The organism is Streptomyces sp. NPDC048441 (assembly GCF_043200235.1).
In the GTDB taxonomy this organism is placed as follows: domain Bacteria; phylum Actinomycetota; class Actinomycetes; order Streptomycetales; family Streptomycetaceae; genus Streptomyces.
The window spans coordinates 477989-503383 of record NZ_JBICXM010000003.1 but is presented as its reverse complement, the minus strand read 5'-3'; the positions used below and the strand labels follow the sequence as shown (position 1 = coordinate 503383).

General features: G+C 67.0%; 20 protein-coding genes and 2 pseudogenes. 12 read left to right on the top strand and 10 right to left on the bottom strand.

Annotation, left to right across the window (positions count from 1 at the left end):
* Positions 1–87: 87 nt before the first annotated feature.
* From ACGFSB_RS10250 to ACGFSB_RS10225, 6 genes are all read right to left on the bottom strand, one after another.
* Positions 88–789, bottom strand: coding sequence for a hypothetical protein (locus ACGFSB_RS10250; RefSeq protein WP_393396715.1), 702 nt, complete (start codon positions 787–789; stop codon positions 88–90).
* A 1-nt stretch (position 790) separates the two neighbouring features.
* Positions 791–1834: a DUF262 domain-containing protein gene (locus tag ACGFSB_RS10245; protein ID WP_393396713.1), complete on the bottom strand. Its 1044-nt coding sequence runs from the start codon at positions 1832–1834 to the stop codon at positions 791–793.
* Positions 1835–2093: 259 nt separating this feature from the next.
* Positions 2094–2396: a hypothetical protein gene (locus ACGFSB_RS10240; protein ID WP_393396711.1), complete on the bottom strand. Its 303-nt coding sequence runs from the start codon at positions 2394–2396 to the stop codon at positions 2094–2096.
* Positions 2393–3124 (bottom strand): GntR family transcriptional regulator, encoded by a 732-nt coding sequence (locus ACGFSB_RS10235; protein WP_393396709.1) that lies wholly within the window; start codon positions 3122–3124, stop codon positions 2393–2395. Before ACGFSB_RS10235 ends, ACGFSB_RS10240 begins: the two co-directional genes overlap by 4 nt.
* 8 nt (positions 3125–3132) lie before the next feature.
* Entirely contained in the window at positions 3133–3357 is a 225-nt protein-coding gene (locus ACGFSB_RS10230) for a hypothetical protein (protein ID WP_393396707.1), read from the bottom strand.
* A 319-nt stretch (positions 3358–3676) separates the two neighbouring features.
* Positions 3677–3955 carry a hypothetical protein gene (locus ACGFSB_RS10225; RefSeq protein WP_393396705.1) on the bottom strand — a complete coding sequence of 93 codons (279 nt, stop codon included), beginning with the start codon at positions 3953–3955 and terminating at the stop codon, positions 3677–3679.
* 78 nt (positions 3956–4033) lie between these two features.
* Between ACGFSB_RS10225 and ACGFSB_RS10220 the strand changes: the two genes are divergently transcribed.
* Entirely contained in the window at positions 4034–4789 is a 756-nt protein-coding gene (locus ACGFSB_RS10220) for a GntR family transcriptional regulator (RefSeq protein ID WP_393396703.1), read from the top strand.
* Between the two features lie 1804 nt (positions 4790–6593).
* Here ACGFSB_RS10220 and ACGFSB_RS10215 read toward each other — a convergent pair.
* A pseudogene (locus ACGFSB_RS10215) lies at positions 6594–7306 on the bottom strand (LacI family DNA-binding transcriptional regulator); the annotation flags it as partial.
* Here ACGFSB_RS10215 and ACGFSB_RS10210 point away from each other — a divergent pair.
* Positions 7301–8270 (top strand): annotated as a pseudogene (locus tag ACGFSB_RS10210) (glycosyltransferase family 4 protein); the annotation flags it as partial. The pseudogenes ACGFSB_RS10215 and ACGFSB_RS10210 sit on opposite strands and share 6 nt — an antisense overlap.
* Before the next feature lie 19 nt (positions 8271–8289).
* Here ACGFSB_RS10210 and ACGFSB_RS10205 read toward each other — a convergent pair.
* Positions 8290–8703: an arsenate reductase ArsC gene (locus ACGFSB_RS10205; protein ID WP_393396701.1), complete on the bottom strand. Its 414-nt coding sequence runs from the start codon at positions 8701–8703 to the stop codon at positions 8290–8292.
* A gap of 75 nt (positions 8704–8778) precedes the next feature.
* Between ACGFSB_RS10205 and ACGFSB_RS10200 the strand changes: the two genes are divergently transcribed.
* On the top strand, positions 8779–9090 hold the full coding sequence (locus tag ACGFSB_RS10200; RefSeq protein WP_393396700.1) for an ArsR/SmtB family transcription factor: 312 nt from the start codon (positions 8779–8781) through the stop codon (positions 9088–9090).
* Positions 9090–10181, top strand: coding sequence for an ACR3 family arsenite efflux transporter (gene arsB / locus ACGFSB_RS10195; RefSeq protein WP_393396698.1), 1092 nt, complete (start codon positions 9090–9092; stop codon positions 10179–10181). Before ACGFSB_RS10200 ends, arsB begins: the two co-directional genes overlap by 1 nt.
* 62 nt (positions 10182–10243) lie before the next feature.
* Here the strand turns inward: arsB and ACGFSB_RS10190 are convergent, their stop codons facing one another.
* Positions 10244–10618: an ArsR/SmtB family transcription factor gene (locus ACGFSB_RS10190; RefSeq protein ID WP_393396696.1), complete on the bottom strand. Its 375-nt coding sequence runs from the start codon at positions 10616–10618 to the stop codon at positions 10244–10246.
* A gap of 102 nt (positions 10619–10720) precedes the next feature.
* Here ACGFSB_RS10190 and ACGFSB_RS10185 point away from each other — a divergent pair, with 102 nt between their 5' ends.
* From ACGFSB_RS10185 to ACGFSB_RS10165, 5 genes are all read left to right on the top strand, one after another.
* Positions 10721–12091 carry an FAD-dependent oxidoreductase gene (locus ACGFSB_RS10185; RefSeq protein WP_393396694.1) on the top strand — a complete coding sequence of 457 codons (1371 nt, stop codon included), beginning with the start codon at positions 10721–10723 and terminating at the stop codon, positions 12089–12091.
* Between the two features lie 43 nt (positions 12092–12134).
* Entirely contained in the window at positions 12135–12581 is a 447-nt protein-coding gene (locus ACGFSB_RS10180; RefSeq protein ID WP_393396693.1) for an ArsI/CadI family heavy metal resistance metalloenzyme, read from the top strand.
* A gap of 240 nt (positions 12582–12821) precedes the next feature.
* Positions 12822–13685: a hypothetical protein gene (locus ACGFSB_RS10175; protein ID WP_393396691.1), complete on the top strand. Its 864-nt coding sequence runs from the start codon at positions 12822–12824 to the stop codon at positions 13683–13685.
* A 25-nt stretch (positions 13686–13710) separates the two neighbouring features.
* A complete protein-coding gene (locus tag ACGFSB_RS10170; protein ID WP_393396689.1) occupies positions 13711–15765 on the top strand; it encodes an ATP-binding protein in 2055 nt (684 codons plus the stop codon).
* Entirely contained in the window at positions 15752–17386 is a 1635-nt protein-coding gene (locus tag ACGFSB_RS10165; protein WP_393396687.1) for a hypothetical protein, read from the top strand. Before ACGFSB_RS10170 ends, ACGFSB_RS10165 begins: the two co-directional genes overlap by 14 nt.
* A 109-nt stretch (positions 17387–17495) precedes the next feature.
* Here the strand turns inward: ACGFSB_RS10165 and ACGFSB_RS10160 are convergent, their stop codons facing one another.
* Positions 17496–18692, bottom strand: coding sequence for a serine hydrolase domain-containing protein (locus ACGFSB_RS10160; protein ID WP_393396685.1), 1197 nt, complete (start codon positions 18690–18692; stop codon positions 17496–17498).
* Positions 18693–18869: 177 nt separating this feature from the next.
* Between ACGFSB_RS10160 and ACGFSB_RS10155 the strand changes: the two genes are divergently transcribed.
* The 3 genes from ACGFSB_RS10155 (at position 18870) to ACGFSB_RS10145 (ending at position 25096) form a co-directional block, all read left to right on the top strand.
* Positions 18870–19979, top strand: coding sequence for a PP2C family protein-serine/threonine phosphatase (locus tag ACGFSB_RS10155; protein WP_393396683.1), 1110 nt, complete (start codon positions 18870–18872; stop codon positions 19977–19979).
* Between the two features lie 341 nt (positions 19980–20320).
* Positions 20321–20527, top strand: a complete 207-nt coding sequence (locus ACGFSB_RS10150) for a hypothetical protein (RefSeq protein WP_393396681.1) — start codon at positions 20321–20323, stop codon at positions 20525–20527.
* A 486-nt stretch (positions 20528–21013) separates the two neighbouring features.
* Positions 21014–25096: an AAA family ATPase gene (locus tag ACGFSB_RS10145; protein WP_393396679.1), complete on the top strand. Its 4083-nt coding sequence runs from the start codon at positions 21014–21016 to the stop codon at positions 25094–25096.
* The last annotated feature ends 299 nt before the right edge of the window (positions 25097–25395 follow it).

Below are 25395 nucleotides of genomic sequence, written 5' to 3'. Positions count from 1 at the left end.
GCCCTGTGGGTGACTTCTCTCCACGGCCTCTTCTCGCTTACTCGGATCTGAACTTCTTGATTGTACAGCACACCTCAATCGGTAAGATTAAGGGGCCTTCGGCTTCCTGTCTTCCAGCCAATACCACACTCCCAAATGGAAGTGTTGAATCAAGTCGCTTAGACGAAAAATCATCTGCCGGAGATCACCAGGCCTCTTGCTTCTACCGATAGTTACTGGATCCTCTGTCCAGTGGGCGACGTTGTTCCTTTTGCTTTTAATTTCCTTAAGAAGCAAGGAATCGTTGGGGTCGTTCTTCCAATCGCCCGAGAGACCCAAAATCAACCACAACGCCTGGAAGTGCTTTTCGCCGATCGTCTGACCATCTGCCAGCTTGAAGAGGTCGCCAAAGTCCAAGACTGGACGCGAGTCCTGGCCGTGGGACAGGACAGTTTGCACTATCCCAGCCCGCTCTATGAGTGAGGACACGTTATCGTTTCCACATTTCCGGAACGTCACCGAGTCCATAGCCGCAACTAGCGAGGCCGGCAGGTGTCTTCGTTCAATTCCAAGGCTTAATACGTCGGCAGCAAGGGCTGGAGGAAGCTGACGCATTAGCTCTTCGAGCACGCCGCCCATAACCACGTAGGAAAGAGCCCTGTTGATTGCAGAGAAACCTTCATGATCAAACTTTGTCGACACATGTGTGCTCGCCCCGTCTACCCGATCCAGAGAATCGAGGCGACGACGTTCACGATCAAGCTGCTCCACCGCGCTATCGAACACCGCGTTGATTGTAAGGATCGCCATGTCAGGAGAAGAGTTCCTGTGAACGGAGGATCCTACCGCGTAGCTTCGTCCGACTATTAGTACCTTTCGTACTAAAGTCAACCAGTTGCTTATCGTTCGCCCATCCGGCCGCGGGTTTCTTGGGCCGCTTGCCTTCCTTGATGATCCGCGCAATCCCGATCAAAATGCCTTCGAGTTGGTTAACCGGAGTCACAGAGACCCCAGTTCGAGTGAAATGACCTCCGGTAACGGATCGCAAGTGGGATACAGAACCGAGGAACAGCTTCCGATCTGATTCGAGGTCAGTATCGTCGGCGCGACGCTTGATGTATTCGTTCAGGAAGCCGATTACATCGCCGTCGAAGTCATCCATGCCATCCATGTAGGCAAAGAATTTTAGAACAATCTCCTCTGCCGTACCGTCCATCTTATTCTTAGGCTGCAACTTCAGCAGCGACTTGTACTCATCCGTACCCGCTAGTTCTTCCACCAAATTATAAAAAGGGCCGCGAAATACACAGCCGCGGATCTCTTGAGGGGTCAGCGCGACAGCACCGGCGTTCAATCGCCGAAAAAGCTCGAATCGCACTTCCGGGTCCGACTTATCACTAAGCACTTGAACGCGAACATACCGCTTTCCTAGCATTAGCCGGATCGGCATCGGGAGTTCTCCGTAGGTCATACCTGAGAACTTCTTAAGCTGGTTAAGTTCAGTCAGCTGGAGTGGCTTGGCGGCGAACTGCAGCTCCTCGGCGTGAGGTACATCAATCCCGTAGAACTTTAGTATTGTTGCCGTACGTTGCAGACCATCTACAACATCCCAAGTTCCGTCCTTGTTCGTCGCTACAAAAATGGCCGGGATCGGGAGACCAAGCAAGAGTGATTCAATCAGAGCAGACTGCACTGCCTCCGACCAACGGAACTTGCGTTGGTAGGCTGGTGCAACACGAATCTCCTCTTCTTCGACCATTCGCACAATTTCGCGAATCGACAGGTCGAAGTATTCAGTATCAACGGCTCGCCGGTGAGTATCCAGCTCTGCCTGAAGTTCAGTGGCGGTGTCCAATCGCTTAACCTCTCATACTAGTCATAAGTGACTATATGCTGAAATGTCGCATATAGGTTGCCCGTCTCAAGCTATGTACGTGATCGAGGACATTCTGTCCGAGCGCGCAGTCGCAGTGAAGCCACTCATCCGTGTGCGTCCCGAAGACATACCCCAATTCCATCCGTGGACCGCCTCCTGGGACAGTCGATCCAGTCGGCAGTTCACGTAACTCAAGCCGATTGGAGCACGGGCCGAGCCATCATGGTGGGCCGCCCCTTCAGGACGGGTGCTGTTCGCTAGCCGCCAAGAGGTGACCGCGGCTAGTCGCTACGCGAAGTGCGTCCCGCAGGGCTCCCGTCAGGTCTGCCATTAGAAGTCGCAGCGATGACAGCTCGGCATCCTCGTCGTCCAGTACTTCCAGTGACTGCTCCAGCAGTTCGGCCGCCATGCCGAGTTGTACCGCTTCGATGTTGTCCGCCAAGCGGGACATGTGGCCGTCGCTGTCGTCGGTGCTGAGGTAACAGGGCTTTCCCTCCGGCCCCGACCATGGGAGAAGCCGCAACTCGTTTCGGGTTGTCATCTTTCTGTCCATCCCTCGTCGGTCACATGGTGGGTGGTGAAGACCGCGTCGGCGCGGTCCCCTGGGAGCACCAGAAGCGCGGCCTCGACCACGCGACCGGTGATGTCGGCTGTCACGCGTGTGATCGCGAGAACCGCCAGGACAGTGCTGATTCGAAGGGTTGAAGCTTCCTCTGGTGTTGGGAGGCGAGCGCTGACTGTCTCTCGGACATCGGCCGATGTCGGGCGCAGTGCTACGAATCTCGCCTCTGCTCCCACGTATGGGCACGGCTCGTTGAGTACGGCGGCCGGCGCCAGGTCGCGAGGGACGTAGATGCGGGCCAGGCTGTGTGGCGACTTCGCCTCGTAGCTGACGCAGTGGAATTCCGTCAGGGGGCAACCGGTCGACACCTGCAAAAGAGCTGTCAGATCCCCCCGCGCCCGGACCTTGGTGGTGCGGACTGTGATGCGCAGAGTTGCGTCAGGGGCGGCCTGCGGAGCCTGCGTGCTCCCGCCGCCGGCGTAGGTGATTCTGCGGAGGGAGTGACGAACGAAGTTCCCCTTGCCGTGGATCTTCTCGACTAGGCCCTCTCCTTGGAGCATTGCCAGCGCGCTCCGCAACGTCGCAGTGCTGACCTGGTATTGGGTGGCTAGTTGGGCCTCCGAGGGGAGGCGGTCGCCGGGCTTGAGCCGAGCGGTCGTGATCCGGTCGCGGAGGTCATTGGCGATGCTGTGACGGCGAGAAGGCATGGGCCGGATCACCTCCTTCTCGTCATCCGAAGCGCTTCGAACCGGCTCCGCGGGTGCATGGTCAGCAGCTCGCCCGACTCGAATACGAGTTGCTTGGCGCCCTGAGGTAGTTGGAAGAGGTCGATCACCTGGCATGGCTGGCCGCCGACTTGGATGACGTCACCGCGCTGCACGCTGGCTACGGTGATCTCGACCGTGGAGGCCAGCGAGCCACTGGGCGCCCATCCCCTCACCGGAGTACCTCCACGGGCGCGGGCTGGTTGGCCATCGCGTGGCATGGGCAATCGCACGCCTCGTAGACCACGGGAACGTCAACCGGTGCTGTTGCGGGGGCGGACTCCGCGCACGTGTGGTGCGTACCGATCCGACATGCGCTTGACCGGTAGGGGGTGGACTCCGCATGCGCGATGCGGGGGCGCTTGCTGGATGACATCAGCAGGCACCCGCCAGGGTGCACCAGGGGCGACGTACGGCAATCGAGTGCTGCCGTGCACGCTGCTCACAGACAAGTAAGAGGGCACGTTCGGTGCGGATGAACACACTGCTCAGCTCCTATCGCTGATGGCCTGGTCCGTCGACATCGCTCGTCGTAGGGACCGTCTTGCGTACGACCGCCCAGAGGGTGCGGTCGTTCAAGCTGGTAGCGAGAAGTCCGAATCGGTCGGCCTCAGCCACTACCTCCAGGGCCTCCCGCCATGACTCGGCGGAGAGTGATTCCGGCACCTCCGCTTCGATCGACGTGTCTCGGTTGTGCTCCTCCACGCGTGTGGTGAGCCCGAGGGCCGATAACCGAGCTGCGATGGCCTCCGCGCTCGCTTCTGAAGCAGGCACAGGGCAGCCTCCGTCACCAGAGATCACTTTGAGTTAAGCTAGTTAACTAGATTAGAGCTAGTGGACTAGATTTTCCATATGCCTGAGCAGCCGCCTTATCTCCGCATCGCCGACGAACTCCGGCGGCGGGTCGCGGAGCGCGTGTGGACGCCCGGAGACCGGCTCCCTTCTCGCGCCCAGATCGCCCAGGAGTGTGGCGTGGGCGAGAACGTGGTGCGTCGGGCCCAGGAACTGCTGATCTCTCAGGGGGTGCTGGAGGGGCGTGCCGGTTCTGGCACCTACGTCGCCGAACCGCGGAAGCGTGTGCGCGTTGTCCGTTCGGCGGCGCGTGAGCAGCCTCAGAGTTCCCCGTTCCGGGCAGACATGAAGGCTGTGGGCAGGCAGGGGGACTGGGAGAGTCGGACCGATGCCAAGGTTCCGGCGCCGGCCGAGGTCGCCTCGCGCCTTGGGATTGCCGAGGGCGATCTATGTGTCCGTACCGCCTACGAGTTCCTCGCCGACGGTAAGCCGGTGCAGCTGTCGACGAGTTGGGAGCCGTACGCACTCACCGGCGGCACCCTCGTCGTCCTCCCCGAGGGAGGCCCGCACGCTGGGGCAGGCGTCGTGAACCGCATGGCCGAGATCGGCATCACCGTCAGCCACGCCGTGGAGCAGCCGGAACCGCGACAGGCGACCGCCGAGGAGGCATCACTCCTGGGTATCCAGAAGGCGGCACTGGTTACTCACATCCGCCGGACCTACTACGGCGACGAGGGTCAACCCGTGGAAACTGCTGACATCGTGGTTCCCGCAGCCCTCTGCGAGATCGTCTACGAGGTTCCGATCAGCCGCTAGCAGAGCTGTGAGGAGGATGCGCCACAAGGTCGAGCACCACTCAAATGGATGCCTGATGGCGCCCCTCGCATGAGCGACTACATGGCCGACAGGTAGAGTTAAAAGTGTCGCCTACATGGGTAACGGTTCAGGTAGCGACCGAGGCGTTCTAGACATGGGCGCCTCGATGGGCTCCAATAGCCGTTACCTCCGGACACCACACATGTGCACGGCCGAAGGGCACAAAGGGATGAGGGGTGAAAGGCTGATGCCCTCCACCCCTCACGGATCACACTGATGTCAGATAGCGGCTACTACCTGGCATCTTAGGTATCACGCAGCGGCTACTGCGCGGTACGGCGTCCGGTAGGCGCACTCGCCCTTCCGGCCGATGCACGGGGGAAAAGTACTCCCCATCGTGTGGTGACTTACCTCGCCGTGCTGATCTACGTAGAACTGGGTCTGGGGCACACGTTGCCCCGTCTTCCAGCTCCCGTTCGGCCCCTTGGGCCTGTGTCGTCCGAACATGGACCTCACCTTTCGTGAGTGGATTTACATGGATGTTGTGATTGATCTCAGTGCGCGGAGGGCCGCGGCACCGACAGAGGCCCAGACAACAGCGCTCTGTGGCTGTGGCAGTGGTTGGTTCGAGCTGCGCAGCCACGAGCAGCCCGGCGCCGTCTGTCTGAACGAGGACGGGACGGTAGCCGGATACTCGGGTTCGCCCTACTGCGTGGAATGCGGATCTCTGTGGCAGCCGCACTGATGGGCGGACGCGAGGATGGTCACTCAAGCGTGGCCCCATCCTGACCATCGAGGCCGTGAACTATGCCGTGCCGCCTTCTGGCTAGTTCATCCTGCACAGCCATGGGAAGTACCCACGAGCCGTCGCTCATGCGCCCCACTTGCCCCGCCCTCAGGGCACGCTGGTAGATCATGTTGATCGCTGATGCCGGAGTCCTCCACTGAGGATCAATCCAGTCTCGCCGCTCCCACTCCCTGCGGATTTCCCGCATCCGAAGAGGCCTGCCAGCGTCAGCAAGGACGGCGACAGCGCGTTCAGCTGGGCCCGTCACTCGCAGTGGGCGATGAGCGTCCGAAGCTGCGGCTTCAACTGCGGGCAGCTGCAGCCGTAGCTCTCCATGAACGCGGGCTGGCACCGGCGCCTCGGGCTCCGCTGCATCGAAGAGCTCCCCCTGGGCCGGGTCGACCGCCCCCTCCTTCAAGAGCTCTCGCAGCGAGTACACAGCTGCCCGTAGATGGTGAACTCGCCTGCGGGCTTCGATCAGCTCAGCTTCGGCGGACGCCAGTTGATTCTGGGCCACCTCCAAAGCCACTTGAAGCTGCTTAGAGTTCTCCACATCTCAATCATAACACACTTGAATCAAATTTGAACGCGTTCAAGTTCGGTTAAGCTCAAACGTTCGAAAGTTATGCAATACCTTTGAATAGCACACGCTTCGACGGCCTCACCTTGCAATCCAAGGCTTCCGAGATTTATCAAGATCGCGGCGGGAGAAGAGTGGCTCTGCGGGACACAGGCAGATCGCAACCGGCCAAGCTGAGCTGGGTGAGTGTCTAACTGTGTGACAACGCCGACACACGGAAACGGACAACCACGGACGTTAGCGAACCATCTGCGCAGGTGACGGGTACGCCAGGCCGGGTACGGACCCCTCTCCCAGTTGCTTCGGGACGAAGAGGTCGTGGGTTCAAATCCCGCCACCCCGACAGCTGAAACACCAGGTCAGGGCCAGTCCCCTCAATTGAGGGAGCTGGCCCTGACTCGTTCTATGGGCCTCTTGGGGAGTAAACGGGGAGTGGATCAAGGAAATTCACTCCCCAGTCGTTGCCCCTGACGCGCTCGCAGCAGGGCATCGAGCGCGCGCACGGGAGATCGCGGATGCATGGCCAACCGTGCGTCCAACGACTCCTCCCACTGCTCGGTGAGTTCGTCCATGAGCCGCTTCCTCATCCGCGCCGTGATATGGGAGTAACGGGCCTGCACCGAGCCGTCCTCATGCCCCATTCGCTCATCCATGAGCTTGGGCGGAATAGCGAGCTCTGACATGACGGTCTTGTGCGTGTGCCTGAGCCCGTGCGGGGTGAGGCCCTGCGCGATCGGCAGCCAGCACGCATCCGCTCGGCCCGAGGCGTTGCGGCCTCGCGCCGGGACTCCTGGCCACGGGTGGACCATCACCGGTACCGGGCGTGCCTCCTGTGGGGCCTTCTTCGGGTACCACCCCGTCGTGGCCGGGTGGAACAGCCAGGTCGCGAATCCGGTACGGCGCCAGTGCGCGGCCGTCTCTGCCGACTGGCCGACGCGGACGTAGCCGAGCTCGGCGATGGCCTTCTCCACCCTGAGCCGCGTCGGCTCCTTGACCATGTCCGGCCGGTTGAGCACGTTCGACACCGTTGCCGCCGAGACCTCCGCGCGACGGGAGACGGGAGACGTCGACCAGCTTCGTGCCAACGTGGCGAGCGGCGCCCGTTGGCGGGACCGTGGCCACGGAACACGTAGGTGAGCTCGTGGCGCGGGCCTTCATGCTGGCCCCCGCCGCCGGCCCCAGACCCCGCCTCCCGACCGGGCTCGACCTGCTGGCGGTCTCCGGGAAGTGCCTTGATGGCGCCCGCTTCGGTCGCTACGTCGCGGCCTTGCGACAGGCCCTGGTGACCGCGATCGATCCAGCACAGATCGGCGTACTGCACCTGCAGCCTCACCTTCGGCGCCACCCCCGCGTTGCTCCGAGCGCTGCCGACGCACCCGAGGATCGCGTTGGTCCATGGCACCGACCTGCTGTTCGCCGAATCCCACCGCGATCAACTCCAAGTCCTGCGCGAGACAGTGAGGGCCGCCGACGCCATCTTGGTCCCCACTGCCGCGATGGCCGATCGCCTTCTCCAACTCGCCCCACAGGCCGACCGTCGCAAGGTCGTCCACATCCCCTGGGCATCCCCGACCACCTGCTCACCGACCCGCCGGCCCGGCCGACCCGCACCTCACCCAGCCACCTGCGGCTGCTGTACGCGGGACGGCTGACTGCCGAGAAGGGGGTCGAGCAACTGGTCACCGGGCTCGCCCCAGTGCCGGGCGTCGAGCTGAGCATCGCTGCTCCCAGAGCCCAGTTCCATGCACTGGCCCCGCTGCTTCAACGGGCTGGGGTGCGGGCCCGGTAAATTGTGGAAAGCCTTCGCCGAGCACGACGTACCGGTCCTACCGTCCACGACGTTGGAAGCCATGGGGCTGGTCGCGCTGGAGGCCCAAGCCTGCGGCCTGCCGGTCCTGTACCAGCCCGTGCCCGGACTCACCGAGGTCCTCGCTGCGTCTGGCGTGGCCACCGACTTCGCCCACTCCGCAGCGCTCGCCCGTGACGTGCATCGCTTGCGGACAGCACCGGGCCTGCTGCCCGCACTGCGACAGGCGGGCCACGCGAACGCCGCCCGCTACCCGCTGGCGGCGACCGCTCAGGCCCTGACCGAACTCGGTCAGCGGCTGGCCTGACACGACACTGCCCATGCCCCTACGACTTGGTGTCCATCTCCGCGATCAGGGCCTCAATGCGGGTGCGGATCGCGTCGCGGATCGGGCGTACGGCCTCAACTCCCTGTCCGGCGGGGTCTTCGAGGGCCCAGTCGAGGTATGTCTTGCCGGGGAAGATCGGGCAGGCATCGCCGCAGCCCATGGTGATGACGTAGTCGGATGCCTGGACGGCTTCGGTGGTGAGGACCTTGGGCTGCTGGTCGGAGATGTCGATGCCGATCTCCCGCATCGCTTCGACAGCGGCCGGGTTGACCTGGTCGGCGGGCAGCGACCCGGCGGAGCGGACCTCGACGCGGTCGCCTGCGAGGTGGGAGAGGAATCCGGCGGCCATCTGGGAACGCCCGGCGTTGTGGACGCAGACGAACAGCACGGAGGCGAGCGGCGCGGGGTTCATGACTGGTCCTGGTCCTTCACGGGCTAGATCAAGGCTGACTGGTATCAGCAGCGAGTGATGTGACAGTATCAGCCCATGCTGACATCAGTCGACAGTGAACTGATGCGGGTGCTTGCCGACCCGCTCAGGCTCCAGATCGTGACCCTCCTCGCCCGCGAGACGCTGTGCACCACGCACCTGATCGCCGAGACCGGCGCCAAGCAGACGAACCTCTCCAACCACATGAAGGTGCTGCGCGAGGCGGGCGTGGTGGACACCGAGCCGTGCGGCCGGTTCATCTACTACCGACTGAAGCCCGAGGTGATCGACGCCCTGGCCGCCTCCTTCGGCGAGCTGGCCGCCACGGCGCGCGAGACCGTGGAGACCGGCCGGAAGCGGGCCTGCTGATGACCTCCACCGAACCCGCCACCACCGGCAGATTGGGCGGCGAGGAGATGGGCGTCGTCGCGAAGCTCTCCGCCCTCGACCGGTTCCTCGCTGTGTGGATCCTCGCCGCCATGGCCCTCGGGCTCGGGCTCGGCCGCCTCATCCCCGGCCTGAACGACGCGCTCGCCAAGGTCGAGATCGGCGGGATCTCCCTGCCGATCGCGGTCGGCCTGCTGGTGATGATGTATCCGGTGCTGGCCAAGGTCCGCTACGACAAGCTCGACGCCGTCACCGGCGACAAGAAGCTCATGGTGTCCTCGTTGGTCATCAACTGGATCGTCGGCCCGGCCGTGATGTTCGCCCTCGCCTGGATCTTCCTGGCGGACCTGCCCGAGTACCGCACCGGGTTGATCATCGTCGGGCTCGCCCGCTGCATCGCGATGGTCATCATCTGGAACGACCTCGCCTGCGGTGACCGCGAGGCCGCCGCCGTCCTAGTGGCCCTCAACTCCGTCTTCCAGGTACTGGCGTTCGGCCTGCTCGGCTGGTTCTACCTCGACCTGCTGCCCGGCTGGCTCGGCCTGGGCGACGGCGAGCACCTCGACATCTCCATGTGGAAAATCGCCCTGAACGTGGTCATCTTCCTCGGCGTCCCGCTGCTGGCCGGGTTCCTGACCCGCCGCATCGGCGAGCAGAAGCTCGGCCGTGAACGCTACGAGGCCAACTTCCTGCCGAAGATCGGCCCTTGGGCGCTGCACGGGCTGCTGTTCACGATCGTCATCCTCTTCGCCCTGCAGGGAAAGACGATCACCTCGCAGCCGCTCGACGTCGCACGGATCGCGCTGCCGCTGCTCGTCTACTTCGCGCTGATGTGGTTCGGGACCTTCGCGCTGGGCAAGGCGATCGGCCTCGCCTACGACCGCACCGCGACGCTCGCCTTCACCGCGGCCGGCAACAACTTCGAGCTGGCCATCGCGGTCGCCATCGCCACCTTCGGCGTCACGTCCGGGCAGGCCCTGTCCGGAGTCGTCGGCCCGCTCATCGAGGTCCCGGTCCTGGTCGCGCTGGTCTACGTATCCCTGGCCTGGCGGCGGAAGTTCAGCCCCGCCTGATCCGCGCCGACCGCACGAAACGGCCGGGCGCCCCAACGGGCACCCGGCCGTTCGCGTTCAACTCAGCAGGCCGCTGCGGTGAGCAGCTGCCCCATCGCGGCCAGCACACTCGGCTCGACGCGGTAGTACACCCAGGTACCGCGCCGCTCGGAAGACAGCAGCCCGGCGTCCTTGAGCTTCTTGAGGTGGTGGGAGACGGTCGGCTGCGAGACGCCGACGTCGGAGATGTCGCACACACACGCCTCGCCGCCCTCATGGGAGGCGACCAGCGAGAACAGCCGCAGCCGCACCGGATCCCCGAGGGCCTTGAACATCTTCGCGGTCCGCTCCGCCTCCTCGGCACTGAGGGGCCGCTCGGTCAGCGGCGGGCAGCACGGCGTCACCGCCTCGGCCGGCTGATTCAGGATCGGCAGCTCCACGACACTCGAATTCGACATGCATCGATATTGACATCTGTCGATACCGCATGGCAAGGTTCATCATATCGACAGACGTCGAAACAGTAGATCGATGGCCTCCTGACCGCCCTGGAGAACGTGATGAGCGAGAGCACACCCGCCGCCCTGCCGATCGTGGTCATCGGCGCCGGTCCCATCGGCCTGGCCGCCGCCGCCCACCTCGTCGAGCGCGGCATCGAACCGCTCGTCCTGGAAGCCGGACCGGCCGCCGGTGCGGCCGTGCGCGAGTGGGCGCACGTCCGCCTCTTCTCCACCTGGGCCGAGGTCGTCGACCCGGCCGCCGAAAAGCTCCTGGCCCCTACCGGCTGGACCCGCCCCGCCCCGGCGACGTACCCCTCCGGCGGCGACTGGGCCGAGCAGTACCTGCAGCCGCTCGCCGACGTCCTCGGCGAGAAGGTCCGCACCGGCGCGCGCGTCACCGGCGTCTCCCGCTCCGGCCGCGACCGCATCGTCGACGCCGAGCGCGAGAAGCAGCCCTTCGTCGTCCATATCGCCCACGCCGACGGCCGCGAGGAGCGGATCTTCGCCCGCGCCGTCATCGACGCCTCCGGCACCTGGGCCACCCCGTCCCCGGCGGGCGGCAGCGGCCTGCCCGCGCTCGGCGAGCGCGCCGCGTCCGACCGCATCATCTACCGCGTGCCAGATCTCAACGACCCTGCCGTACGGGCCCGTTACGCGGGCAAGCGCACCGCCGTCATCGGTTCCGGCGCCTCCGCGTTCACCGCCCTCGCCTACCTGGCCGACCTGGCCAAGTCCGAAGCCGGTGCGGGGGCCAAGGGCGTGTGGATCCTGCGGCGCGGCATCTCCGGCTCCACCTTCGGCGGCGGCGAGGCCGACCAGCTTCCCGCCCGCGGCGCTCTCGGCCTGGCCGCGAAGGCTGCCGTTGACGACGGCCACGCCGACGCCGTCACGGGCTTTCGCACCGACGCGATCGAGCGGGACGCGGATGGCCGTCTGGTCCTGGTCGCCGAGGACGGCCGCCGTCTCGATGCGGTCGACGAGGTCATCGTGCTCACCGGCTTCCGCCCCGACCCGTCCTTCCTCGACGAGCTCCGCCTGAACCTGGACGAGCGTCTGCAGGCGCCGGTCGAGCTGGCCCCGCTGATCGACCCCAACCAGCACTCCTGCGGCACCGTCTACCCGCACGGCCACCGCGAACTGTCCCACCCCGAACAGGACGTCTACCTGGTCGGCATGAAGTCCTACGGCCGCGCCCCCACCTTCCTCGCCATGACCGGCTACGAGCAGGCCCGCTCGGTCGTCGCCGCCCTCGCCGGAGACGAGGACGCGGCCGACCGCGTCGAACTCACCCTCCCCGAGACCGGTGTCTGCGGCGGCGCGGGCCTCTTCGACACCCCCGACACCGAGCAGGAAGCGGCGGGCGGCTGCTGCGCTCCAGCCCCCGCCCTGATCCAGCTCGGCGCTCCCGGTACCACTTCCGGCGGCTGCTGACTCGCACCACATCCGCGCCATCCATCACGACAGGAGGACTGCCATGTCCCGTGTGCAACTGGCTCTGCGCGTTCCCGACCTCGACGCCTCGATCGCCTTCTACAGCAAGCTGTTCAACACGGATCCGGCCAAGCTCCGTGACGGCTACGCCAACTTCGCCATCGCCGAACCCCCGCTCAAGCTCGTCCTCATCCAGGGCGAGGCCGGGCAGGACACCCGCATGGACCACCTCGGCGTAGAAGTCGCCTCCTCCGAAGACGTCCACGCCGCCACCACCCGCCTCGACGGCCAAGGACTCGACACCACGGTGGAGAACGACACCACGTGCTGCTTCGCCCTCCAGGACAAGGTCTGGGTCCACGGCCCCGGCCAGGAACCCTGGGAGGTGTACGTCGTCAAGGCCGACGCCGACACCCTCACCAAGCAGCCCCAGAGCACCTGTTGCACCAGCGCCAGCGAGTCCGCGGACGCCGGGACCAGCTGCTGCTGACACCTCCGACGACGCCTCCGCCGGCCGCTGGAGCTCTGCGTCGCGTGCCAGGGGATGACGCCGGGATGACGCCGGGATGACGCCGGGATGACGCCCAAGGCTCCGACTCCGCGACACAGCGCGGGAGTTAGGGGGTGCTCCGGCCCTGCCGGGACCTGGTGACACGCTCACATCGGATGTAGATTCGATTGCTCACACACTTTGCTTCATGCCGCTGTGCCAACGGGGGTTGGGCTCACGATGACGCACCGTACGAGCTCGCTGGGCCGCTATGAAGTACGGCTGCTGCTGTGGCTTCACGAGCAGTGCGGTCGGCAGATCGATGTGCCGGTGCCGACCGGCGAGTTCGGGCTGCAGCAGAACAAGCCCGCACTGGGTGTCGCCGCCCTCATCGAAGCGCTCCAGGAGCGAGGGCTCGTACGGATCCAGGAGGACGGGGAGCGGCCGCCGCCGGACGCGGAGCTCACCACCGCGGGGCTTGCGCAGGCGGATCAGCTGGTCGCGGAGCTGGGGAACCCGGATGCGATCAGGCGATACGCCGAGAACGCCCTGATCGCGTGGGCGTACGAGGAGAACCGCTCCGGGCGCCACCCGCGCCTCAAGGAGTTCTTCATCGCCGAACAAGCCTCGTTCCACGGTCGGGTGCTCAGTCAGGGCGTCGTCGAGGGCAGCGCACGCTATCTGCAGAGGGTCGGGCTGCTCACGCTCGGCGGGGAGGAGATCGAGGCCCGCGCCGGGCTCACCGAGCGCGGGCGGCACTGCGCGACCGAGGGCGGCAGCGACGTATCGGCGTATGTGGCGCGCGAACCGGCCCCGGGCAACATCACCTTCGGTCCGGTCACGGGCAACGTCAATGTCCTGTACGGAACCATCGAGACGTTCAACCAACAGACCGGCCTCAACCTGGACCCTGAGCAGATCGACCAACTCCTCCGGGCTGACCGGGACTTGCGTAGCGACGAGGACCCCGCGCGGCCGAGTCCGCAGACTCGTACCCTCGCGGCCCGCATCCGTGACCAGCTGGCAGCAGCCCCCAACTCCGCAGCCGCACAGGCCCTGTTACAGACCATCGGACCGACCCTGACAAGACTGCTCGGCGGCTGAGAGCCACGGAGCAGAGAGGACGAGCGTGAGCAGACTGTACGGGCGGGACGTCCTCCTCGACGACCTCGTGCCACGCCTGGTGGGGTGCCGCCGCGAAGAAGAGCACGAGGAAGTCGATCAGGTACACCGGGACGATCCGCCCGCGCTGCTCCTGACCGGGCCGCACGGCAGCGGCCGCACCGCGGTGCTCGACAAGCTGTACCGCTCGTACCGCACCCGTATTCCGGTGGCCGAGGTGGACTGCGCGCAGGCGCGCGAATCCGCCTCCGGCGAAGCCCTCGTCGCCAACACCTCGCCGGGCGCCGACTTCCTGATCGACGCCGCCCGCGGGCTCTGCGCCCCGGTCGCCGGTGAGCGGAAGCGGCTGCGGCTGCCGCGCCTGTGGACCGGACTCGTGGCCGTCTGCGCCTGGCGGTTCGGCGACGCGAAAGAGCAGGAGGCCGCCCAGGACCGGGTGCGGCGGCTGCTCACCGAGGGCGGTCTGGCCGCTGAGGGCTCCACCGCCGCGGACAGCTGGGTGCGGGACGTCAACGCCGCCCTGCCGAATGTCCTCGACCGGGAGGAGCTCAAGCCGGTCGTGGACGCCTCGGTGAAGCTGTTCACCGGGCGGTATCTGACGAAGAGGGGGCAGGCGGACGGCGTGCTGTCCTTCTACGCGGGACGGCCCGGGGTCCGCCGGGGGGAGTCACCCCTGTTCGCGCTCTCCCGCGCCTTCCACCAGGGCGACGACCTGCGGGGAGTGGCCGAGGCCAGCCTTGCCGCGGCGTTCCTGGAGGATCTGCGGGCCCGCTACGACACCCGCTGGATGCGCTTCAACCGGCCGCCACGCCCGCTGCTCCTGCTCGACAACGCGCAGTCCGCGCCGGGCACCCTCCTCCTGGACCAACTCCTCACCCACCGGGCGAAGGGCGCCCGCGACCCACTGGTCCTGGTGGCCGCCGCGCGCGGCAGCGCCCGCCATCGCTCGCGGCCCGATGCGACGGAACGCACCCTGGAGCAGGTCGCGGGCGGGGCGGCCGACTGGCGGCGACCGGAGACGGGGACCCCGTCGGCCGGGCTCATCACCGTCGAACTGCCGCCGCTCAAGCGTGACGACATCGTGGCCATGCTGAGTGACGCCGCCCCTTCGCTGCGGGGTGAACTGCCGCGTGTGGTTCGCCGGTTCACCCAGGGATCACCCCTGGGGTGCGGGCTCCTGACCGAGGCGGTGCAGGCCCATCCGCGCAGCGCGGCCACGCCGGGGCTCGATGTGGGCGCGCTGCGCCTTGACGGGCAGTCGGTGACCCGGCAGATCGCGGCGCGGCTCGTGCCCGACCCGGAGCTGCGCCGCAATCTGACCCTGTTCTCCGTTGCTCACGACAACGCCGCAGCGCGTGCCCTGGCCGTCGAGTACCTGTCCGCCGACCCGGATCGCATGGCCGTGGAGACCGCCCGGAGCCATCTGCGCGCCGAGTACGGTGCACAGGCGCCGCGGCCATTCGTCACCGACCCGTTCCTGCGGGCTGTCCTCGTGCTCGAACTGCGCCGCCAGCGGGCGCAAGCCACGCCGTCGGCCCCCACCTGGTACGGCCTCCATCAGCTGCTCCACGACTACCACGAGAACGCCGGACAGCCCATCGACGCCCTGCACCACGCGCTCGCGGGCGGCAATGCCGGGCACGTGGTGACGCGCCTCTACGAGCGGTTCGTGTCGTCGGACACCGCGGAGCACTGGCTGCACGGTCTGTGGCACGTGGCGTCGGCGCCGCATCCGCCGCCCCGTGCCAGCTGGGCGGCGGATTGCTGGGACAAGGCCAGCGGGAAGAGCGGCACGGAGCCGGCCGAGGACGACGTACGGCGCTCCATACGCCGTCTGCTGCACGCGGTGTGGCTGGCCGCCGATCCCCTGACCGCACCGGACGAGAAGCTGTGCGACCGGATCCGGTTCGACCTCGAGCTCCTGTCGGGCCGACATGCCACGGGTGCGGGCACGCTCTTCGACGCCGCCCAGGAGTGGCACGACGCCCTGCGCGAGCTACGCACCCCGTCCTCCGCCTTACCGGCACTCGGCCCTGAAGGGAGCCAAGGTGAGCTTCACTGACATTTTCATCCGCCCCTTCGTCAGGGGGCGCGATCTCAGGCGCGGTGAGAGGATCCTGGGCCGGTGGATCGCGGGGTTCGTGGCCCTCGTCCTGCTGGGGGTCACGGCAGGGTTGGTCGTGCCGATCCTCACCAGGAGCGACTGCCAGGACGGGCTCGTGGAGAAGCAGGACGAATGCGTCGGCCTCGTGGACGCGACGGCACAGGTGCCGGTCTTCAAACCGGGCGAGGACGGGCCCGGCAAGGAGTTCTCCCGGCTGGTCAAGCGCATCGCCAAGGAGAACAAGCGGGTGCAGGACGTCTGGGAGAGCCCCGAGGGCGACGCCGGCAAGAAGCCGTACGTGAAAGTCGCCCTGCTGCTCCCGTTCAACACCTCCGAGTCCGGGGCGATGACCGCCCCGCTCGTCGAGCACAGCCTGGCGGGCGCCTACGCCGCGCAGCGCAACGCCAACAGCTCCAGCAGCGGCGTCAATTTCCAGCTGCTGCTCGGTAACATCGGCACCGACCTGGACCTGTGGCAGCCCGCCGTGGACGCGGCGGCGAAGCTCAGCGGCGGCGGGAAGCAGACGGAGGACGACTCCCCGCTCGTGGGCGTGATGGGGCTGCCCAACAGCGAGCAGGACACGCAGGACGCGGTGAGCGCCCTGTCCGCAAAGAACATCCCGGCGGTCAGCGGTGTCCTCAGCTCCCCCACCATCGAGGCCAGGACCTTCTTCAAGACCGCTCCCAACAACCGCAACTCCGTGTCAGCCCTTGCCCGTTACCTCAAGGACGAGCCGCGCAACGGCAAGGGCTTCCTCGTCTGGGACTCGCGCGCCAAGGACGACTACGTCACCAACACCAAGGCGGAGCTCCTCAAGAGCTTCGGCACGAAGTACGAGCTGTCGCTCCGGGACAAGTCGTACGTCGGCAGCATGGGCCCCTACGAGGGAGCACCCGCCGCCATGGCGCCCGCCGCCTCGAGCCTGTGCAAGTCGGGCGCGGACACGGTGTTCGTGGCGGGCCGGGACTGGGACCTGCCCGAGCTGGTGAAGGCCATCGCCAAGGACGGCGACTGTCAGGCCCGCAAGGACAAGAACGAGAAGCCCATCCGGATTCTCCGTGTTTCCACCGGGATCACCTCGCGGCTCACCAGCGAGGACATGCGCAAGGCGATGGCGGAGGCCAACGTCGTCACGCTCAACGCGGCGCCCACGGACAACCCTTCGTGGAGCCTGGGCCAAGGCGCTCCCGGGCAGTTCCAGACGTTCGCCGGCACCACCGCGAAGGACGCGGACATCAAGGGGGCCGACCTGGACGACGGCTACGCGATCATGCACTACGACGCCTTCCAGGTCCTGAGCAAGGCCGTCACCCAGTTCACGGATGACGAGGACAACAAAGGCCAGCTGCCCTCCAAGTACGACGTCAACAGCAACATCAGCAACATGAAGGTGGGGACCGGCGGCGACTGCGGGGACTGCGTGCGGGGCGCCAGCGGCGAATTCGGGTACACCTCGGGGAACGGCAACTGGCCCGTCTGCAAGCTCGTTCCGGTCATCGAGTACCCGCGGTCGAAGGGCTACAGCCCACCGAAGGCGTTCCGGACGAGTCCGGGCAAGGGGGGCTCCTGCCCGGGATGAGGTCACCGCCGCCTGGGCCGCTGACGTACCGACACGGCGTCCTCGCTGTCAGCCGTGGAATGTTGGCGGCCGCGAAGATCCTGTTGGAACAGGCACTCACGCGCGCGGACTAGGGCGCCGTGGCCGCCCCGTCGTAGACGTTCTTCGGAGTGGCGACCGCTGTGATCGCACGGGCGAGCAGGGTGGACGGCTCCTGGCCCTGGCTCAGGATGTCGGTGTTCATCATGACGACCAGGGTGGCCTTCTTCGAGGGCAGGTAGACCGTCACGGTCTCGTAGCCCGGGATGGAGCCGTTGTGCCCGATCCATCCGTTGGTCTTGAGGATGCCGAGACCGTACGTGGTACCGGGGAAGCCGGTGGGCAGCGTCTTGAGCCGCTGCTTCTGCGTCTTGGCGGTGAGCAGCTGCCCGGTGGCGACGGACTTGGCCCAGTGCCGCAGATCGTGCAGGTTCGAGATCATCGCCCCCGCCGCCCAGCCCCAGCTGGGGTTCCAGTTCGTCGCGTCCGCGACCTCACCGCTCAGCGTCTGGTCGGTGTAGCCGCGCGGGTGCGGCTGGGGGAACTCGTTGCCCCGCGGGAACAGGGTGTGGCGCAGGTGCGCCGCGCGCAGCACGCGGTGGTGGATGAAGTCGGCGAGTGGGTGGCCGCTGACCTTTTCGATCACCATGCCCAGCAGGATGAGGTTGGAGTTGGAGTACTGGAACTTCTTGCCCGGGGCGGAGGTGTTGCGGTGCTTGAAGCCGTACGCGAGGGACTGGCGCGGGGTGAAGGTGCGCTGCGGGTCGCTCAGCAGGTCGTGGACGAAGCCGGCGTCCTCGGTGTAGGGGAACAGACCGCTGCGCATCTCCGCGAGCTGGCGCAGCGTGATGCGGTGGCCCTTGGGCACGCCCTTGACGTAGGTGGAGATCGGATCGTCCAGCTTGACCCGGCCTTCGTCCACGAGCTCGAGCAGCGCGGTGACGGTGAACGTCTTGGTCTCGCTGCCGATCCGGACGAAGGAGTCGGCGGCCATCGGCTCCCCGGTCCTGGTGTCGGCGACGCCCATGGAGCGGACATAGCAGCCCTTGCCCTGCATCCACAGACCGACGACGGCCCCGGGGATGTCCGCCTTCTTTCCGACGTCGTTCATGGTCTTGTCGAGGCGGGACGTGAGCCCTCGCCCCAGGCTGTTCGGGCAGTCGCCCTTGTCGGGGTGGGCGGCGACCGGCCGCTGATCGGCCGCGGCGGGATGGGCCGCCGTCGGCGCCCACAAGGACGCGACGAGCAGCGCTGCGCAGAGGGTACGGCGGGAGGTGGAACGTCTCATTCGGGGCGCCTCTTCCAGACAGGGGGGGCAGTCGATATGAACATCACCACCTCGGCCCGCGACGCAGGCCCGACCACCCGTCCCCGCGTCGAGAAGTCCACTCGTTCGGAGCCACCATGCCGCGGCCTGCCCGTCTCTGCCGGTGCAAGCCGGGCAGGGGCGGTGTAGAGAAGAGGTGTGTCGCAGCGCCTCACAGGACTCAGCGGGTCGGCGCGAGCGGGGCATGTGTTGGTGGCCATCCCGATCGCGTGGATAGTCGCTGTGTCCGTGATCGACGTACTCGCCCCGCCCGGCATTCATCTGGGTCCGCTGCTGGTCGCCGCCCCGGCGATCACCGCGTCGTTCGGCGGGCCCCGGACCGTGGGTCTTGTGGCCACACTCGCGGTGGTCGCGCAGGCGACCATAGGGGTGCTGCGTAACAAGGACACGTTGCTCTCGGCCAACCACCAGGCACAGATCATCGCCCTGGTGCTGGTCGGAGCGAGCCTCGTGATCTTCTGCGTACTGCGAGATCGCCGCGCCAGAGAACTGACGCAGGTGCGGTACGTGTCCGAGACCGCCCAGCGTGTCGTCCTGCCACCGCTGCCCAAGCATCTCGGACCGCTGCGCGTCGCCTCCCTCTACCTCGCCGCCGAGGCCGAGGCCCAGATCGGCGGGGATCTGTACGCGGCGGCGCGCACCGCATCCGGCACCCGGCTGATCGTCGGCGATGTGCGGGGCAAGGGGATGACCGCCGTCGGTGACGCGGCCCTGCTGATCGGCGCGTTCCGCGCCGCCGCCCACCGCCAGGCGAGCCTGGGCGAGCTGGTGGCCTATCTCGACGGAAGCGTGTGCTGGAACCTGACCGAGCCGGGAGAGACGGACCGCTCCGGCGAAACCTTCATCACCGCCGTCATCCTGGACATCCCCGACGGGGACGGCAGGGTCGAAATGGTCGCCTGCGGGCACCCGCCGCCGATCGTCCTGCGCAACGGTCGTCCCACGACGATGGACGCCCCGCAGCCCGCACCTCCGCTGGGCCTGGGTGAACTGGCGCGCCCGCGCTACCGCGTCGACAGCTTCCCGTTCGAGCCGGGAGACCTCCTGCTGCTGTACACGGACGGCGTCACCGAGGCCCGCGACTCCACCGGCGCCTTCTATCCGCTCGCCGAGCGCATCACCGGCTGGCCCGAGAACGACCCCGACGCCTTCCTGCGCCGCTTCCGGCGCGACCTGCTGCGACACGTCGGCGGACACCTGAACGACGACGCCGCCTTGATCGCCATCGAGCGCACCACGCTGTCGTAGGCGCTCGTCCAGGTCGGCGGATTCACATCACGCGAGTGCACATGCCCATGTACTGCCCGACATTTACCCAATACGCGATTTACGTGACCGCGAGTCACGGAGAGAGGGGTGAGGAGTGGAGGGGTGGAGGAGTTGATATCCTCGCCTGAATCGCGAGCCGAATATCGCGATGGAAACAAGGGGGAATTATGCGCAAAAAGCTCACGTGCGTCATGGGTGCCGCGGTATTGGCGAGTGCCGCTCTGGTCTCGACTCCCGCGGTCGCCGCTTCCACTGCTGTCACTTCTTCTGCATCCTCCGGCGGAAGCTACTCGGCCGCCTCATGCGATAAGCAGAAGGCGGTGGAGAGCGTCAAGATCCGCAAGACCAAGAGCGTCCACGGAACCGCTCTCGGCCTTGCCCCTAAGGGCAAGACCGTATGCAAGATCGCGAATGAGAAGTCGTCGAAGTGGTACGACAAGTGCGGGCAGGGCAGCAACCAGTGGAACTACATCAGCTACCGGGGTACCAAGGGCTGGGTTCCTACCACTTGCGTTGTGTACATCTAGCAGATTAGTAGATCTGGCAGCTCCAGAAATGTGAGCCACCAAAGCAGGCCCGGTTTCCAGAAATGGGAATCGGGCCTGACTCGTTTGTCCACCGTGCCGCGCCGGGCCGCACCGCGCCGCACCGTTTCGGTACCGGTCCCTCCCCTGTGGGGACCGGTACCGAACGGCGCGAGCGGCTTCGAGCCGCGCTGCGTCGGCGTGTCAGCGCGGATCGAGGAGAGACCGGATCCGCGATCGAGGCGGAAGCGGTCCGGATGTGATCGGCGGAAACCAGCCGCGGCCATGCGGCGCCATGAGTCACCGTCTGCGAGTACCGAGCCGGTGACCTGCCCTGACGCTGTGCGGTTGGTTCGCTACCGGTTCGTGATCCTGCCAGTTCCGGCCTCCGGCGAGGAGGTCGCATCGTTGTCCGGACAACTAATCCGCAGGTCAGCCATATAAAGTGAGTTTTCCGGTCCGGATATCCAAGCGCGGGGGAAGTAAGGGGTGGAGGCCTTGAGTTCCGACTCAGGGGCACGCACAGCCTTCGCGGAACGTCTCGCGCTGCTGTACAAGGAGGCCGGCAATCCTCCCCTCCAGCGCGTGGCCGAGGCGGTCGTACGGCTTCAGCGGGTCGACGAACGAGGGCGGCCCGTACGGGTTTCCGCCCAGCGGATCAGCGACTGGCGGCGGGCCAAGAACGTGCCTGCCCAGTTCGCCGCCCTCGCCGCGGTGCTGCACGTCCTGATCCCCGAGGCACGGCGCGAGCGGCCCACGCCGGTGTCCGCGGGTCTGTACGACATGGCCAAGTGGCAGCTCCTGTGGGAGCGCGCGGTGGCCGATCCCATCGGTGGTCGCGCCGCCGCGACATCCGCGGATGAAGAGGTACGCCTTCAGGGCGAGGCCCCTTCCGTTCCCGGAGTGTGCCCTTACCGAGGCCTTGCCTCGTATCGCCAGCGGGATGCCCAGTGGTTCTTCGGCCGGGAGCGGAGCGCGGACGCCCTCGTCGCCCAGCTCCGCATGGCGGAGAAAACCGGGGGCCTTGTCATGCTCGTGGGGGCCTCGGGCGCGGGAAAGTCCTCCCTTCTGAACGCCGGGTTGGTGCCCGTATTGGAGAACGGCGCGCTATTGGAGAACGGCGCGCCGAGCGATGAGAGCGGACCGGCAGGTCTCGTACTTCAGCTCGTGCCCGGTGCCGATCCGCTCGCGGAACTCACCCGCCAGATACCCGAACTCACGCACCCCATCTCCGCCGCGGCAGAATTGAGCAATTCCCGATTCGCGGATGCGGTACGGGAATCCATCACGGCATGGGCTAAACGCCAGCGAAGCCAGCCACCGCCCGACACTGCTCCTGATAGTCCGGTCCGCCCCGTCGTCATCGTCGATCAATTCGAGGAGACATTCACCCTCTGCTCCGACGAAGCCGCCCGGCGCACTTTCATTCAGCTCCTCCACGCCGCATGTTCGCCCGCCGACCGCACGGAAACCACCGACCCCACCGAGCCCAGCAGCCAAGCCCCCGCCCTCGTAGTCCTCGGCATCCGCGCCGACTTCTACGAGCAGTGCCTCGCCCATCCCGAACTGGCCGACGCGCTGCAACACCGTCACATGGTGCTCGGTCCGCTGACCACCACGGAACTGCGTGACGCGATGACAGGGCCGGCGAAAGCCGTGGGCCTGGAACTCGAGCCGGGCCTCGCGGAGTTGATCGTCCGGGAAGTCGGCACTGACGGCCCCCGCGGGGCGCACGACGCGGGGGTGCTGCCGCTCCTGTCCCATGCCCTGCTCGCCACCTGGCAGCGGCGGAAGGCGGGAAGGCTGACGCTGGCCGGCTACCGCACCGCGGGGGGAATCCAGGGCGCGGTCGCGGCGACCGCCGAGCGTGCCTGGTCCGGCCTCGACCCGGCCGCGCGCACGGCCGCGAGGCTGCTCCTCCTGCGGCTCGTCCGGCTCGGCGAGGACACCCAGGCCACCCGTAGGCGCGGGTCGCGGCGCCAGCTCGCGGAGGAGTCGACGGACCCTTGCAAGACGGAAGAAGCACTCGAGGCGCTGGTCCGTGCCCGGTTGGTGACGCTCGACTCGGAGACCGTGGAGATCACGCACGAGGCGCTGCTCCACGCCTGGCCACGCCTGCGCGACTGGATCGACGAGGACAGGAACGACAACCTGCTGCGCCAGCGCCTGGAGGAGGACGGCAGGGCCTGGGAGGACTCCGATCGCGACACGGCACTGCTCTACCGGGGCTCCCGGCTAGAGCAGGCCCGCGCCTGGGCGAAGTCCGCCGGAGACACCTTCCTCACGCGCGGCGCCGTGGAATTCGTCGCCGCTTCGGCCAGGCTGCGCAAGCGCACCGTCTGGATCAGCCGCGGCGCGGTGGCGACCCTGGTCGTCCTGGCGATGCTGGCCGTCGTCTCGGCGGTGGTCGCGTGGCAGCAGCGGGACGACGCGGTGTTCGAGCAGGTGGTCGCCGAAGCCGACCGCGCCCAGCACACGGACCCCTCACTGTCCGCTCAACTCGACCTGGTCGCCCACGGCTTGCGGCCGGACGACGAGAGCATGAAGAACCGGCTGCTCTCGATCGTGAACGCGCCGCTCGCCACCCCGCTCCTCGGCCACAAGGGCGCCGTCTACCTCACCTCGTTCAGCCCGAACGGACGGCTCCTCGCCACCGCCAGCTACGACCGGACCGTACGGCTGTGGGACGTGTCGGACCCGTCGCATCCCGAACCCGTGGCGAAGCCCCTCACCGGCCACAAGAGCTGGGTGAGCAGCGCGGTCTTCAGTCCGGACGGCACCACCCTCGCCACCGCCTCGGACGACGGCACGATCAGACTGTGGGACGTACGGGATCCCCGTCACCCGCGCCCGCTGGGTCCGCCCGTGACCGGCCACGGCGGCCCGATCTATCTGGTCGCCTTCAGCCCGGACGGGCGCACGCTGGCCTCCGCCCATGACGATCACACCGTACGGCTGTGGAACGTCACCGACCCCCGCCGGGCGAAACCGCTCGGCACACCGCTCACCGGCCACACCGCCGCCGTGCGCTCCGTGGCGTTCAGCCCCGGCGGGCGGACCCTGGCGGCCGGCGGTGACAACGGCACCGTCCGGCTGTGGAGCATGGCCGATCCGCGCCACCCGAAGCCGATCGGCAAGGTGCTGAAGGGCCACACGGGCACGGTGCACTCCGTGGCCTTCAGCGCCGACGGCCGTACGCTCGCCAGCGGCAGTTCGGACAACACCATCCGCCTCTGGAACGTGACCGACCCACGCCGTGGAAAACCCCTCGGCGTGCCGCTCACCGGCCACACAGGCCCCGTGTGGTCCGTGTCCTTCAACCCCGCGGGCACAATGCTCGCGGCCGCCAGCGCGGACAGCACAGCGAGCCTGTGGAACGTCCGTGATCCGGCGCATCCGTCGCAGGTCGGCGAGTCCCTCGCGGGCAGCAGCGGGGAGATGTACGCGCTCGGCTTCAGCCCCGACGGCCGGACCCTCGCCACGGGCAGCGGTGACAACAAGGTCCGCCTGTGGTCGATCCCTACGTCGGACATGATCGGCCGCGTCGGAGCGTTCCGCCCGGACGGGAAGGTGCTCGCCACGGCCGCGCGCGACGAGCAGCTCCGGCTGTGGAACGTGGAGCGTCCCGACCGGCCCGTGTCACTGAGCAAACCGTTCAAGCCCTGGGTCGGTGACGGGGACGGGGACGTGCGTGCGCCGGTGTTCTCCCCCGACGGCCGCACACTCGCGGTCCTCACGGGGAGCCGCGCGGTGCAGCTGTGGAACGTCACCGACCCGACCCGGCCCGTCCCCTACGGGCCGCCCGTCGCGCTGCGTACACGATTCGCGGCCGCGCTGGCCTTCAGCCCGGACGGCCGCACGCTGGCAACCGCCCACACCGACCGCACCGTTCAGCTGTGGGACGTCAGCGCCCCGTCCCGGCTCCGTCCGCTCGGCGCGCCACTCAGCGGCCACAAGGGCTACATCAACTCCCTCGTCTTCAGTGCGGACGGTCGAACTCTCGCCAGTGGCAGCGCGGACGGCACCATCCGGCTCTGGAACGTGCAGGACCGGCAGCACGCCACCCGGCTCGGTACGCCTCTCACCGGGCACCTGGGGCCCATCAACAAGCTCACCTACAGCCCGGACGGCCGCACATTGGCCAGCGGCAGCGACGACGGCACGGTCCGGCTCTGGGACATCACCGATCCCCTCAAGGCGACCCAGCTGGGCTCCTCCCTCACGGGCCACACCGACGCGGTGGTGTCACTGACGTTCAGCCGGGACGGCCGCACCCTGGCGAGCGGCGGCAACGACAACATGGTCCGGCTCTGGGACGTCGCCCACCCCGCCGAGGCCTCTCCCATCGGTCAGTCGATGAGCCCCAACGCCAAGAGCGGGAGTTTCCTGTCGTTCAGTCCACAAAGCAACATGCTCGGGGTGTCGAGCGGAACGGATACCGTCCGGTTGTGGGACCTGGATACCGACGAGGCCATTCGCCGTATTTGCTCGACCACGCAGGGCGTTCTGACACGGGATAAGTGGCACGAATATCTCCCCCGCCTCTCCTACGCGCCTCCGTGCGACGAGTAACGGAGCGGTGTGGAGTGGTTCGGTACGTCCGCGGGGCGGTGCGGAATCGACGCCTCCCAAAGTGATCCCGCTCACAACTCGCGAATTCGACCGGACAGTTGGCTGACCTGACACGGGCAGCCTTGTTACTGTTTGCCCCAGCCCGATCGCTGGTGCATCCCCCGTCGCCAGCGATCGGGCCTTTTTCATGATCCCGCCGCCCGGTGGCTGCCGTACGCCATCCGTACGCATCAGCACTCCATCCGTACGCATCAGCACGGCATCCGGTCGCCGTCCGCACGGCATCCGGTCGCGCGATG

Excerpts from the sequence above, each read along its gene's own strand:
- ACGFSB_RS10205 (WP_393396701.1), bottom strand. The coding sequence starts at position 8,703 with ATGAACCCCGCGCCGCTCGCCTCCGTGCTGTTCGTCTGCGTCCACAAC.
- arsB (WP_393396698.1), top strand. The coding sequence starts at position 9,090 with ATGACCTCCACCGAACCCGCCACCACCGGCAGATTGGGCGGCGAGGAG.
- ACGFSB_RS10235 (WP_393396709.1), bottom strand. The coding sequence starts at position 3,124 with ATGCCTTCTCGCCGTCACAGCATCGCCAATGACCTCCGCGACCGGATC.
- ACGFSB_RS10185 (WP_393396694.1), top strand. The coding sequence starts at position 10,721 with ATGAGCGAGAGCACACCCGCCGCCCTGCCGATCGTGGTCATCGGCGCC.
- ACGFSB_RS10200 (WP_393396700.1), top strand. The coding sequence starts at position 8,779 with ATGCTGACATCAGTCGACAGTGAACTGATGCGGGTGCTTGCCGACCCG.
- ACGFSB_RS10240 (WP_393396711.1), bottom strand. The coding sequence starts at position 2,396 with ATGACAACCCGAAACGAGTTGCGGCTTCTCCCATGGTCGGGGCCGGAG.
- ACGFSB_RS10175 (WP_393396691.1), top strand. The coding sequence starts at position 12,822 with ATGACGCACCGTACGAGCTCGCTGGGCCGCTATGAAGTACGGCTGCTG.
- ACGFSB_RS10250 (WP_393396715.1), bottom strand. The coding sequence starts at position 789 with ATGGCGATCCTTACAATCAACGCGGTGTTCGATAGCGCGGTGGAGCAG.
- ACGFSB_RS10220 (WP_393396703.1), top strand. The coding sequence starts at position 4,034 with ATGCCTGAGCAGCCGCCTTATCTCCGCATCGCCGACGAACTCCGGCGG.
- ACGFSB_RS10190 (WP_393396696.1), bottom strand. The coding sequence starts at position 10,618 with ATGTCGAATTCGAGTGTCGTGGAGCTGCCGATCCTGAATCAGCCGGCC.
- ACGFSB_RS10180 (WP_393396693.1), top strand. The coding sequence starts at position 12,135 with ATGTCCCGTGTGCAACTGGCTCTGCGCGTTCCCGACCTCGACGCCTCG.
- ACGFSB_RS10160 (WP_393396685.1), bottom strand. The coding sequence starts at position 18,692 with ATGAGACGTTCCACCTCCCGCCGTACCCTCTGCGCAGCGCTGCTCGTC.